This window comes from Sphingomonas endophytica (genome assembly GCF_001476895.1).
GTDB classification, from domain to species: Bacteria; Pseudomonadota; Alphaproteobacteria; order Sphingomonadales; family Sphingomonadaceae; genus Sphingomonas; species Sphingomonas endophytica_A.
In genome coordinates, this window is the sequence record NZ_LDTB01000050.1 from 46005 (window position 1) to 58696 (window position 12692).

General features: G+C 68.4%; 8 protein-coding genes. 4 read left to right on the top strand and 4 right to left on the bottom strand.

What is annotated here, in order from left to right; genetic code table 11:
• Nucleotides 1–141 precede the first annotated feature (141 nt).
• From NS334_RS12090 to NS334_RS12105, 4 genes are all read right to left on the bottom strand, one after another.
• Entirely contained in the window at nucleotides 142–1902 is a 1761-nt protein-coding gene (locus NS334_RS12090) for an alpha-amylase family glycosyl hydrolase (protein ID WP_193753084.1), read from the bottom strand.
• Between the two features lie 126 nt (nucleotides 1903–2028).
• Nucleotides 2029–4509 carry a TonB-dependent receptor domain-containing protein gene (locus tag NS334_RS12095; RefSeq protein ID WP_058756211.1) on the bottom strand — a complete coding sequence of 827 codons (2481 nt, stop codon included), beginning with the start codon at nucleotides 4507–4509 and terminating at the stop codon, nucleotides 2029–2031.
• 115 nt (nucleotides 4510–4624) lie between these two features.
• A complete protein-coding gene (locus NS334_RS12100; RefSeq protein WP_342585550.1) occupies nucleotides 4625–5608 on the bottom strand; it encodes a LacI family DNA-binding transcriptional regulator in 984 nt (327 codons plus the stop codon).
• Between the two features lie 70 nt (nucleotides 5609–5678).
• On the bottom strand, nucleotides 5679–6344 hold the full coding sequence (locus tag NS334_RS12105) for a TetR/AcrR family transcriptional regulator (RefSeq protein ID WP_083500439.1): 666 nt from the start codon (nucleotides 6342–6344) through the stop codon (nucleotides 5679–5681).
• Between the two features lie 86 nt (nucleotides 6345–6430).
• Here NS334_RS12105 and NS334_RS12110 point away from each other — a divergent pair, with 86 nt between their 5' ends.
• The 4 genes from NS334_RS12110 to NS334_RS12125 all read left to right on the top strand — a co-directional run bounded on the left by NS334_RS12110 (nucleotide 6431) and on the right by NS334_RS12125 (nucleotide 12678).
• Nucleotides 6431–7645 (top strand): efflux RND transporter periplasmic adaptor subunit, encoded by a 1215-nt coding sequence (locus NS334_RS12110; protein WP_275044687.1) that lies wholly within the window; start codon nucleotides 6431–6433, stop codon nucleotides 7643–7645.
• Nucleotides 7646–7651: 6 nt separating this feature from the next.
• The gene (locus tag NS334_RS12115; protein WP_058756214.1) at nucleotides 7652–10822 is read left to right on the top strand and encodes an efflux RND transporter permease subunit; all 3171 of its coding nucleotides are present in this window, start codon (nucleotides 7652–7654) and stop codon (nucleotides 10820–10822) included.
• A gap of 1 nt (nucleotide 10823) precedes the next feature.
• Complete coding sequence (locus NS334_RS12120; protein WP_058756215.1) at nucleotides 10824–12335, top strand: efflux transporter outer membrane subunit; 1512 nt, start codon at nucleotides 10824–10826, stop codon at nucleotides 12333–12335.
• 79 nt (nucleotides 12336–12414) lie between these two features.
• Nucleotides 12415–12678: a hypothetical protein gene (locus NS334_RS12125; RefSeq protein WP_428835054.1), complete on the top strand. Its 264-nt coding sequence runs from the start codon at nucleotides 12415–12417 to the stop codon at nucleotides 12676–12678.
• Nucleotides 12679–12692: the final 14 nt, after the last annotated feature.

Here is a 12692-nt window from a genome sequence, read left to right on the forward strand (position 1 = left end):
CATTCCCGCGACGGCGGGAATCCAGAACCTCTGACCTGTCCGCATGACGCGCAACCGCAGCGCGTCCGGATCCCCGCCGTCGCGCGAATGACGGAATGAGGCGAGGCAAGTACGCGCATGACCGACGCATCGTCACCATCCTCACCCCTCCAGCCACGCGACGCCCCATGCCGGGACCTGGCCACAGACTGCGCCGGTCAGCCGATCGCGTCCAGTCGCCGGGAGCATCGCCGCGCGGTCACCGAAGTTCAGGAACACCCGGTCGCTCCCGCACGCGATCCCCAGCACCGCCGGATCGTCGGTCGCCAGCGCCGCCGGCCCCCCCGCACCGCCGCTGGCGATCCGCGCGTCACGCAGGGCGATCAGGTCGCCGGTGATCCGCTTCGCCGCCGCGCCGTCCAGCGCCGCCCAGTCCATCGCCGGCCGGTGGATCCACCGCCCCTCATGCGCGCGCTCGGGATCGGCCAGATAGCTGTCGTCGTTCAGCAGGCCGGCCTCGTCGCCCATATAGGTCGTCGCCACCCCGCCGCTCGCGATCGACAGCGCGTTCAGCAGCGCGATGCGCCGGAACGCCGCCTCGCGCTCGCCATCGGTCGCGGCGGCCTCCAGCCCCGCCAGCGACGCCAGCGTGCCGTTGCTGCCGTGCAGCGTCGATCCGTCCGCCTGGAACGGCTTGCCGCGCGCCCAGCTGTCGCCCTCGCCGTTCAGGAAGCGCGCGGCGGCGATCAGCCGCTCCTCGGGAGCATCGTCAAGGCCACGCAGATCGCCCAGCACCGCGCCCCAGCCGATATCGTCGTGGCAGCGCGCATAGCTCAGCCAGTTCGCCCCCGGCGGCAGTCCTCCGCTCGCCGCGACGATCGCGGCGGGCAGTTGCGCCGACCCTTCGGCCAGTCCGACCCAGCCCGCGACCATCAGCGAATTGTTGTAGACCAGATGGCATTCCGGCTCGAACCCGTCGCCCTCGTCCATCCCGAAATACGGCGGCACGAACGCGGTCGGCACGATCGCCTCCGCCTTCAGCAACGTCGCCGGCGCGACGATATCGAGCGCGGCGCGCAAGCCGCGAACGATGTAATGCGCCTCCGGCAAGTTGCGACAGTTGGTCCCCGCCTGCTTCCAGAGGAAGGCGGTGCTGTCGAGCCGAAACGCCTCGAACCCGTGATTGGCGAGCCGCAACCCCGCGTCGATCATCGCGAAGAAGACGTTGGGATTGCGCCAGTTCAGGTCCCATTGGAACGGGTAGAAGGTTGTCCGGACGTTCCCGCCCATCTCCGGCACATAGGTGAAATTGCCCGGCGCGGTGGTCGGGAAGACCTGCGGCAGTTCGGCATTGCGCGCCACCGCCTCGGCATCGTCCACGACCATGTAGAAGTCGCGGTAGAAGGGATCGCCCGCGCGCGCCGCCTTGGCCCATTCGTGATCGTCGGCGGTGTGGTTCAGCGCCAGATCGACGCACAGGCTGATCCGCGAGTCGCGCAGCCGCGCCGTCAGCCGTTCGACATCGGCCATCGTGCCGAGCCGCGGCTCCACGCTGAGATAATCGGCGACCGCGAAGCCGCCGTCGCTGTCGCCCGCGCGCGCCTTCAGCAAGGCGAGGACGTGCAGGTAGCGCACGCCGAGCGCCTCCAGATGGTCGACATGCGCGGCCACGCCGTCGACCGTCCCGCCGAAGCGATCGACATAGGTCGAATAGCCGAGCATGTCCGGGCGCACGAACCAGTCGGGATCGGCCTCGCGCGCGCGGTCGAGCGCCAGCAGCGGCGCGGGTCGCTCCGCCGCCCGCGCCGTCAGCATCGCCTCGACCCGCCGCCACACGGCATCGGTGTCATGGTCCGGGTACAGCCGCGCGATCTGACGACGCAGCCGCGGTCCGATCGCTTCCAGGCGCTGCTGCATCGTCATGTCCGCCATCCCATCGCGTCTATCCGTCTATCATTGTCGTCACCCCGGCGCAGGCCGGGGTCCAGAGCCAAGCAGAAGCTGCGCTTTTGACCCTGGACCCCGGCCTGCGCCGGGGTGACGGAAAGGTCAGAAATCGAACCGCACCGACGCCGCGATGGTCCGCCCGTTGATCGAGCGCGCGCGGACCAGCCCGTTCGACGGGATCGCCGCATCCTCGGCCTCGGTGATGCCCTTCACGTTGAAGATGTTGTTGGCGTTCAGGTTGAAGCTGACATTGTCCGCCGCGCGCACCAGCAGGAAGCCGTTGACCTGCGTATAGGCGGGCATCTTCAGCTGGTTGACCGGCTGCGTATAGCTCGATGTCGTGCCGATCACGTTCGCGCCGAAGCTGACGCGCCCGAAATCGAGTTGCGGCGTCGCCTGATAGACGAACGCGGCCTGCCGCTGCGGGCGGTTGCCGTTCAGCGTCGCATCGGTCGCGTCGCGGGTGATCTTCGCATCGGTATAGGTGCCGGCCGCGCTCAGCGAGAACGGCCCGGCGCGGAACCGGCCTTCCAGCTCGACGCCGGTCGCCTCATACTGGCGGCTGGTGAACTGCTGCTGCGACAGCAGGTAGTTGGTCTCCTGCGTCCGCGCGTTGAACACGGTCGCGTACAGGCCGATCGGCCCCGACGAGAATTTCAGCCCGCCTTCCGCCTGCTTGACGAAGTCGTACGGCTTGGCGCCGGGCACCAGCCCGCCGGTCTGCAGGTTGATCGTCGGCCCGAACAGCAGGCGATCGGCATTGACGCGCCCGCCACGGCTGTAGCGCGCGAACGCCGCCAGCGTGTCGCTCAGGCGATAGTTGAGGCCCGCCGAATAGGACAGATAGCTGTAGTCATAGTCGATGCCCGCGCGGTTGTTCGGGATGAACGCCACCGTCTGCTCGGCGGCCGAGATCACGCCGTCGCCGTTCATGTCCTGCGCGCGCGTCGTGGTCGCACCGGGCAGGTCGCCCGCGATGCTGCCCTTCGCCGATCCGAAGTCGTAGCGGACGCTGCCGTCGATGTTCAGCCGCCCGACCTCGAAGCCCAGCTGTGCGAACGGCGCATTGGTGGTGTAGCGCATGTCGTAGCTGCGGCGGCAGCAATTGCCGAAGAACGACGCCGAATACAGCGTTCCCCCGGCGGTCTGCGACACGCCGGCGGCGTTGCGGATATCGACCAGCACCGAGCGCCCGTTGCCCTGCACGCTCTGGAAGAACGACGTCCACAGCCAGTCGGTCTTCACGTCCTGCCGCGAGTTATAGATGCCCGCCGCGATCGACAGCGCGCCGCCGCCCAGATCGACCTTGCCGTTCAGCCGAAGGTCGTTGGTGATGTTGTTCAGGCTGTTCAGCTTGACGTCGAACAGCACGACGCTGGCGAGCAGTCCGTTGCCGCCCAGCGTGCCCGGCGTGGCGATCCGCTGCCCCGACAGCGGCCCGCTGGCATAGTATAGCTGCGCGCCCGCGCCGGCGAAGCCGTTGGCGACGGTCTGCGCATCGCCGACCGAGGCGGGGAAGGGCGAGACGAAGTCGCCCGAGATATCCGAATAACGGAACCGCTCGGTCAGGTTCCAGCCGTCGGCGATGTCGAACTTGCCCTCGAAACCGACCGATTTGACGACCGGGTGCATCCCGTCGCCGATGTTGCGGCGGACCGGATCGTTGTTGCCGTCCAGCGTCAGGACCGAGCCGATGTAGCGGCTGTGCAGCGTATCCTCGTTGATCGAGAAGCCGGGGATGTTCTGATACGTCGGGTCGCCGTTGCCGCCGGTCACGCGCACCGGATTGGGCAGATAGGCGATGCTGCGATCGTCGAGATACTTGCCGTACACGCGGATATAGCCGCGATCGAACTCGCGGGTGATGTTCGCCTTGATCTGCCCGCCGCGCATCGCGTCGTAGCCGACGTCGCGCGGGCCGTCGCCCAGGCGATAGAAGCCGCTCAGCTCATAGCGCGTCTTGTCGTCGATCTTGCCGCCATAGGCGAAGTCGGCGCGATATTCGCGATAGTCGAGGCCCGAGGACAGTTGGAACGAGCCGCCTTCCTGTTCGCCGGTCTTCGAGATGAAGTTGATGATGCCGCCCGGCGAATTGCTGGCGAACGTCGAGGCCGATCCGCCGCGCACCGATTCGATGCGGGCGAGCGACAGATCGTTGCGGATGAAGATGTCGGCATTGCCGAAGATGATGTCGCCGAATTCCAGCACCGGCAGGCCGTCCTCCTGCAATTGCAGGAACTTCGATCCGCCCGATGCGACCGGCAGGCCGCGTACCGAGATGTTGGCATTGCCCTCGCCCCCCGACGCCTCGACGCGGACGCCGGGCAGGTTGCGCAGGATTTCGGCGGTGTTGCGCGGCGGGATCTTGGCGGTCAGGTCGGCGTCGAGCGAGCTGACCGAGACCGAGGTGTCGAGCCGGTTGCGGCCCTGCGCGACGCCGGTGACGACGATGTCCTCCGCCGTGGTGGCTTCGGTCGCGGCGGTCGTATCGGGGGTCTGGGCGGCGTCGGCCGTTTGCGCGTGCGCCGCACCGGCGAGCAGCAGCGCGGGAATCGATGCGAGCAGGTGGAAACGCAGCGGCATGGGGTACTTCCTCTCCTGGACACGCCTTCGCTGAAGGTCGGACGAAGAGCGCTTAATGCCGTCTGCAATCGATTGCAAAACGAATTTCGCAATCGATTGTGATCGAGGCGTTCGATCAGGCGGAGGCGCGCACGATCAATTGCGGCGGGACGATCGCGCTCTCGGCCGCCTCGCCCGCGATCCGGCGCAGCAGCGTCTCGACCATCAGCGCGGTGCCGGCGACCAGATCCTGCCGGATCGTGGTCAGCGGCGGAGAGGTGTGCGCGGCCAGCGGCACGTCGTCATACCCCACCACCGCCACATCGCCGGGCACGTCGAGCCCCGCCTCGGTCAGCGCGCGCAACGCACTCATCGCCGCCACGTCGGACGCGGCGAAGATCGCGTCGGGCGGCGCGCCGGCCGACAGCCGCGCGCGCACCGTGTCATACACCCCGTCCGGGTCCATCGCGCACGGCAGCACCTCGACCGCCTCGGTCACGTCGCGCAGGCCGGCGAGCCGGTCGGCGAATTCGGGCGGAGCGGGGTCGCCCAGGAACATCGCGCGCCGTCGCCCCAGCCCGGTCAGATGCTCGCCCGCCATCCGCCCGCCCAGCCGGTTGTCGGACCCGATCGTCAGGTGCCGCTGGCCGGGCCGGTTGACCCCCCAGACGACGAGCGGCGCATAGCGGCCCGCGACGCGCTCGATCGTGTCATACTGGTCGGACTGCCCGACCAGCAGCACGCCGTCGACGCGCCCACTGTCCACCAGCCGGTCGAGCCATTCGTCGCTGTCGGGCAGTACGCGCGACAGCAGGATGTCATATCCGCGATCGACCAGCAGGTCGGCCAGGAAGCCGAGCAGGGCGAGGAAGAACGGATCGGTCAGATGCTGCGTCCGCGCATGGCCCAGCGGCATCGCCAGCGCGATCGCGCCGGTGCTGCGTAGCCGCAGGTTGCGCGCCAGCTGGTTGGGGCGCACACCATGTTCGCGGGCCAGCGCGCGGATCCGCTCCTGCGTCGTCTTGCTGACCGACGGATGCCCCGACAGCGCGCGCGAGACGGTCGCGGTCGATACGCCCGCCATCGCCGCCAGATCGGCCAGTTTCATCGGGGTGGACAAGCCGGATCTTTCCCTGGTTGGACGCACGTACCCTTATCCTTACCCGCGACATCGCGCGCCGCAATCCGCCTCATGGTCGCGGGTCGCGCTCGATCGCGGCGATCTCCGCATCGATGAAGGCCATCATCAGCGCCAGCACTTCGGGCGCGGTGCTGCGCGTGTTGATCCGGCGCTGGCACATGCCGCCCGCCATGATCAGGATCGCTTCGGCCAGTCGCCCGATCCGCTGTTCGTTGCCGGCATCGGGGACGATGATGGTCAGCGCGCGAACCAGCTGCCCGTGCAGGCGATCTTCCATCGCGTCGAAGATCGCCGCGATGCGGGGGTTGCGATAGGATTCGGCCGTGATCTCCGCGATCAGCCGCGTATCGCCGATGTCGTCGCACGCGATGAAGCGCGCGATCCATGCGCGTACCATCGCGCGGTCGGATGTGCAGCGCGCCGCGCACAGTTCATCCGCCGCCAGGAACTCGTCCAGATCGTGTTCGACCAGCGCGGCGACGATCGCCTCCTTGTTGGCGAAGTCGCGATAGATCTGCCCGACCAGCACGCCGGAACGCTCCGACAGGCGCGCGATACTGGTCGCGTGGAAGCCATGTTCGGCGAAAAGTTCGCGCGCGGCCTGAACGATCCGCGCGCGTCGTGCGTTGGCTTTCCCGCTCCGGTCGCGAGGGAGGCAACATTCGTTAGTCAATTGAACAGACTGACGACTTTCGGGCACTTCGCGATCGACCATCTTCTATCCGTCTTGACGCTGCCATCCGTTCGCAGTAGCAGCATTCGTGAGTGAGCGATCACTCACACACTTCATAAGAGATGTCCATGCCGAAGATGGGGACGAAAACGGGGGTCGCGCTCGCCGCGATCATGCTGGCGCCGCTCGCCGCTTGCGGTGGCAAGAGCGAGTCGCCGGAGCAGCAGCAACAACAGCAGGCGCAGGCCGGTCCCCCGCAGGTGGGCGTGGTGACCGTGCAGCCGCAGGCGGTGACGCTGACCACGACGCTGCCGGGGCGGACGACCGCCTATGAAACCTCGGAGGTGCGGCCGCAGGTCAACGGCCTCGTGACCGCGCGCCTGTTTACCGAGGGGGACACGGTCCGCGCCGGACAGCCGCTCTACCGCATCGATGCGCAGCCCTATCAGGCGCAGGTCGCCAGCGCGCGCGCCGCCGTCGCGCGGGCGCGCGCCGCGATCGCGTCCAGCGCCGCGCTCCAGCGCCGCTATGGCGAGCTGGTGAAGATCAACGCCATCGCGCGGCAGGATTACGAGAACGCCGTGACGACCGCCGAACAGGCGCGTGCCGATGTCGCCGCGCAGCAGGCGGCGCTGCGGTCGGCGCAGATCGATTTGGCGCGCACCACGATCCGCGCGCCGATCTCGGGGCGCATCGGTCGCTCGGTGACGACCACCGGCGCGCTGGTCAGCGCGGCGCAGACCAACCCGCTCACCACCATCCAGCGGCTCGACCCGATCTATGTCGATGTCGCGCAGTCGAGCGCCGACCTGCTCAAGCTGCGTCAGCAGATCGCCGCCGGCGACCTGTCGCGTGGCGGCACGGCGGCGCGCGTCCGGCTGCGGCTGGAGGACGGGTCGGTCTATCCGATCGAGGGCAAGCTGCAGTTCGCCGACGTCAGCGTCGACCCGAACACCGGCACGCAGACGATCCGCGCGATCTTCCCGAACCCGCGCGGGCTGCTGCTGCCGGGCATGTACGTCCGCGCCGAGCTGGTGGAGGGGACGCGGTCCGATGCGATCCTGGTGCCGCAGCGTGCGGTGACGCGCGACGAACGCGGCAACCCGACCGTGCTGGTCGTCGGTGCCGACGGCAAGCTCCAGCCGCGCTCGCTGACCGCGCCGCGCACGATCGGCGACAACTGGCTGGTCACCGCCGGGCTGAAGCCGGGCGACAAGGTCGTCGTCGAGGGCGCGATGATGCTGCGCCCCGGCATGCCGGTGAAGGCGGTGCCGTACAATCCGAACGCGCCGGCCGCTCAGCCGGGCGGCGCGCCGCAGGGCCAGCCGGCGAACGGAAAGTAACGCCCCATGTCGCGCTTCTTCATCGACCGGCCCATCTTCGCATGGGTCATCGCGCTCGTCCTGATGCTGGCGGGGGTCATCGCGATCCGCAGCCTGCCGGTCGCGCAATTCCCCGAGATCGCGCCGCCCGCGGTCGCGATCGCCGCCAGCTATCCCGGCGCCGATGCCGAGACGCTGGAGCGGACCACCACCCAGATCATCGAGCAGCAGCTGCGCGGCATCGACAATCTGCGCTATTTCTCGTCGTCGTCGTCCTCGGCGGGCGTGGTCACCATCACGCTGACGTTCGAGCAGGGCACCGATCCCGACATCGCGCAGGTCCAGGTCCAGAACAAGTTGCAGGCGGCCACCCCGCTGCTGCCGCAGGAAGTGCAGCGACAGGGGATTCAGGTCACCAAGTCCGCCGCCAGCTTCCTAGCGGTGGTCGGTCTCGTGTCCACCGACGGTTCGCACAGCAACAACGACCTGTCCGACATGATCGTGTCGAAGTTCCAGGATCCGATCAGCCGGGTGAACGGCGTCGGCGAGTTGCAGGTGTTCGGCTCGCAATATGCGATGCGGATCTGGATCGACCCGCTGAAGCTCAACAATTACGCGCTGACCGTCGCCGACGTATCGTCGGCGGTGCAGGCGCAGAACGCGCAGGTGTCCGCCGGACAGATCGGCGCGCAGCCCGCGGCGAAGGGGCAGATGCTGAACGCGACCGTCTCGGTCCAGTCACGCCTCCAGACGCCCGAACAGTTTGGCAACATCCGGCTGAAGACCAGCGCCGACGGCGCGGTCGTCCGGCTGCGCGATGTCGCGCGGGTCGAAATCGGCGCGGAGAATTACGGTTTCGACGTCCAGTATAACGGCAGGCCCGCGTCGGGCTTCGGCGTCCGGCTGGCGGCGGGGGCGAATGCGCTCGACACCGTCGACGCGGTGAAGGCGCGCGCGGCGGAAATCGGCCGGACGCTGCCCGCCGACGTCAAGGTCATCTATCCCTACGACACCACGCCTTTCGTCCGCCTGTCGGTCGAACAGGTGATCCACACGCTGGTCGAGGCCGTCGTGCTGGTGTTCCTGGTGATGTTCCTGTTCCTTCAGAACTGGCGCGCCACGCTGATTCCGACGATCGCGGTGCCGGTCGTGCTGCTCGGCACCTTCGCGGTGATGGCGGTCGCGGGATATACGATCAACACGCTGACGCTCTTCGGCATGGTGCTGGCCATCGGTCTGCTGGTCGACGACGCGATCGTCGTGGTCGAGAATGTCGAGCGGCTGATCGTCGACGAACATCTCAGTCCGAAGGAAGCCGCGCGCAAGTCGATGGACGAGATCAGCGGCGCGCTGGTCGGCATCGGCCTGGTCCTGTCGGCGGTGTTCCTGCCGATGGCGTTCTTCGGCGGATCGACCGGTGTGATCTATCGCCAGTTCTCGATCACGATCGTTTCGGCGATGGTGCTCTCGGTGCTGGTCGCGCTGATCCTGACGCCGGCGCTGTGCGCGACGATCCTGAAGCCGCACGACCCGAAGAAGCTGGAGGGCAACGGGCCGCTGGCGCGCTTCTTCCGCTGGTTCAACGACCGGTTCGATCGCGCGCAGAACAGCTACCAGCGCGGGGTGAAGCGCACCGCGCGCAACTGGAAGCGGTCCGGCCTCGTCTATCTGCTGATCGTCGCCGGCATGGGGCTGATCTTCGTCAACCTGCCCTCGGGCTTCCTGCCCGACGAGGATCAGGGCACGGTGCTGGCGCTGGTGCAGGGGCCGGCGGGCGCGACGAGCGAGCGTACCGAAAAGGGCCTGACGCTGGTCCGCGACCATTTCCTCAAGCAGGAAGGCGCGAACGTCGCGGGCGTGTTCACCGTCAACGGCTTCTCGTTCGCGGGACAGGGGCAGAATACCGGTCTGGCGTTCATCAACCTGAAGCCGTGGGAGGATCGCGGCGGTGCCGACAACAAGGCGCAGGCGATCGTCGGGCGCGCGATGGGGTCGTTCTCGCAATACAAGGACGGCCTGATCTTCGCGCTGGTGCCCCCGGCGGTGCAGGAACTGGGCAATGCCACCGGCTTCGACGTGCAACTGGTCGATACCGGCGGCATCGGGCATGAAAAGCTGGTCCAGATCCGCAACATGATGCTCGGCATGGCGGCACAGGATCCGCGGCTGGCGCAGGTCCGCCCGCTCAGCCTGGAGGATGCGCCGCAACTCAAGGTCAATGTCGACGAGGACAAGGCGCGCGCGCTCGGCCTCGATCTGTCGGCGGTCAATTCGACCATCGCGACCGCCTGGGGCGGCGGCTATATCAACGACTTCATCGACCGGGGCCGCGTGAAGCGCGTCTATGTCCAGAACGACGCGCCCTATCGCATGAGCCCCGAGGACATCGGCGAGCTCTACGTCCGCGGCGACAATGGTCAGATGGCGCCGTTCACCGCCTTCTCGACGCAGGAATGGTCCAACGCGCCGGTGTCGCTGACCCGCTACAACGGCCAGCCCGCGATGCAGCTTCAGGGCTCGCCGGGGCCGGGGCAGAGCACGGGCGCCGCGATGGAGGCCTTGCAGGAGATCCATGCGAAGCTGCCGCCGGGCACGACGCTGGAATGGACCGGCCTGTCCTATGAGGAGAAGCTGTCGGGCGGACAGGCCCCGGCGCTGTACGGCCTGTCGCTGCTGATCGTGTTCCTGTGCCTAGCGGCGCTCTACGAAAGCTGGTCGGTGCCGATCTCGGTGCTGCTGGTGGTGCCGCTGGGGATCATCGGCGCGGTGCTGGCGGCGTGGCTGACGGGCCTGAACAAGGACATCTACCTTCAGGTCGGGCTCATCACCACGATCGGCGTGTCGGCGAAGAACGCGATCCTGATCGTCGAGTTCGCCGAGGAACGCATCGCGGAGGGGATGAACGCCTTCGACGCGGCGGTGGAGGCGGCCAGGCTGCGGCTGCGCCCGATCCTGATGACCAGCCTCGCGTTCATCTTCGGCGTGCTGCCGTTGGCGGTATCGACCGGCGCGGGCGCGGGCGGGCAGAACGCGATCGGCCGTGCGGTGGTGGGCGGCATGTTGTCCGCGACCGTGCTGGCGATCTTCTTCGTGCCGATGTTCTTCGTCGTCGTGCTGCGCCTGTTCGGGCATGGCAAGGACGCGCCGAAGCCGGACAACGACCATCCCACGGGCGACACCGCCCATCAGGGAGCCTGACGTGACCCGTTCCAAGATTGTCATCGCGCTGGCGCTCGGCACCGCGCTCGCCGGCTGCAACCTCGCACCCAAATACGAACGCCCGAACGGGGCGGTCCCGGTCGCGCTGCCGGAGGGCGGGGTCTACCCCCGCGCCGCCAGCGACGCGCCCGACGTGACCGCCATCGGCTGGCGCGACTTCTTCCTCGACGCGCGGCTGCGGCAGGTGATCGACACCGCGCTCGCCAACAACCGCGACCTGCGCGTCGCGGCGGCGAACGTGCTGCAGGCGCGCGCGCAATATCGCGTCCAGCGTTCGGCGATCGTGCCCACCACCGGCCTCAACGGGTCGGCGACCTATACCAACAACCTGTTCGGCGCGATCGGTGCCGCCGGGGGCGGGGCGGGCGGCGCGACCGGCGGCGCCGGCACAGGCGCCGGCACCGGCGGTAACGCCGGCGGCGGTGGCGCGGCAGCGGGCGGCGCGGTCGGCTCCAGCTCGTCGAACATCCAATTCTATTCCGCCAACGTCGGCTTCTCCGCGTTCGAGCTCGACCTGTTCGGGCGCATCCGCAACCTCAATCGCGCCGCGCTGGAGCAGTATTTCGCCAGCGAGGAAGCGCAGCGCAGCGCGCGGATCAGCCTGATCGCCGAGGTGGCGAGCGCGTGGCTGCAACTCGCCGCCGATCAGGAGCAGCTCCGCCTCAGCCGCGAGACGCTCAAGACCTTCGAGGAGACGGTGCGGCTGACGCAGGCGCAGTTCCGCATCGGCGTCGCCTCCGAGCTGGAGGCGCGGCAGGCCGAGACGAACTATCAGGCCGCGCGCAACGACATCGCCGCGCTCGGCACGCAGGTCGCGCGTGACCAGAATGCGCTCAACCTGCTGGTCGGCGCCACTGTCCCCGCCGATCAGCTCCCGACCGCGCTGGGGAATGCGGCGATCACCCGCGACGCGCTGCCGGGCGACATGACGTCGGCGGTGCTGCTGCGCCGGCCCGACGTGTTGCAGGCCGAGCATCAGCTGATCGCGCAGAACGCCAACATCGGCGCGGCGCGCGCGGCCTTCTTCCCGCGCATCTCGCTCACCGCGACGATCGGGACGATCTCGACCGCGCTCGGCGGTCTGTTCGGCGGCGGCACGTTCAACTACAATGCCGCTCCCTCCGTGCAGCTGCCGCTGTTCGACGGCGGACGCAACGCCGGCAACCTCGATTATGCCAAGGCATCGCAACAGGCGGCGGTCGCGACCTATGAAAAGTCGATCCAGACCGCCTTCCGCGAGGTCGCCGACGCGCTGGCGCAGCGCGGGACGATCGGCGAGCAACTGTCGGCGCAGGGCGCGCGCGCCAACGCCGCGCAGATCGCCGCGCGCCTGTCGGAGGCGCGCTACCGCGCCGGGGTCGATTCGTTCCTGACCTCGCTCGATGCGCAGCGTACCGCTTATTCGGCGCAGCAGCAGCTGGTGACGACGCGGCTGACCCAGGCGAACAATCTGGTCGAGCTGTACCGCGCGTTGGGCGGCGGATTGCAGTAACGCGGCGGCTCTCGTCCAACCCCTTGCGTGCGGGCGCAATTGGCGTACCCTGTCGTGGAAAAGCGATGGAGAGGAGCCGATGTCGATGGTGACGACCGACGCGCGCGCGGGCGACGAAAGCCTCGTGATCCTGCAAAGCCTGTTGTGCCTGTTGCGTGAGAAGAACGTGCTGTCGCGCGCCGATATCGAGACGCTGTGCGAGCGCGTCGCGATGCGCGCGGCGGCGGCGGAGCGCGATCCGATCCCCTGCTGCGCCGAAACCGCCCGCTCGGCGGCGACCGAAATGGCGCGGATCGGCAGCTACATCGGCCAGCATTACGGCGGCAAGCACCGGCGGGTGTGAGGCTCTCTCGTCAT

Coding starts and splice junctions, on each gene's coding strand:
- NS334_RS12110 (WP_275044687.1), top strand. CDS start 6,431: ATGCCGAAGATGGGGACGAAAACGGGGGTCGCGCTCGCCGCGATCATG.
- NS334_RS12095 (WP_058756211.1), bottom strand. CDS start 4,509: ATGCCGCTGCGTTTCCACCTGCTCGCATCGATTCCCGCGCTGCTGCTC.
- NS334_RS12105 (WP_083500439.1), bottom strand. CDS start 6,344: ATGGTCGATCGCGAAGTGCCCGAAAGTCGTCAGTCTGTTCAATTGACT.
- NS334_RS12115 (WP_058756214.1), top strand. CDS start 7,652: ATGTCGCGCTTCTTCATCGACCGGCCCATCTTCGCATGGGTCATCGCG.
- NS334_RS12090 (WP_193753084.1), bottom strand. CDS start 1,902: ATGACGATGCAGCAGCGCCTGGAAGCGATCGGACCGCGGCTGCGTCGT.
- NS334_RS12125 (WP_428835054.1), top strand. CDS start 12,415: ATGTCGATGGTGACGACCGACGCGCGCGCGGGCGACGAAAGCCTCGTG.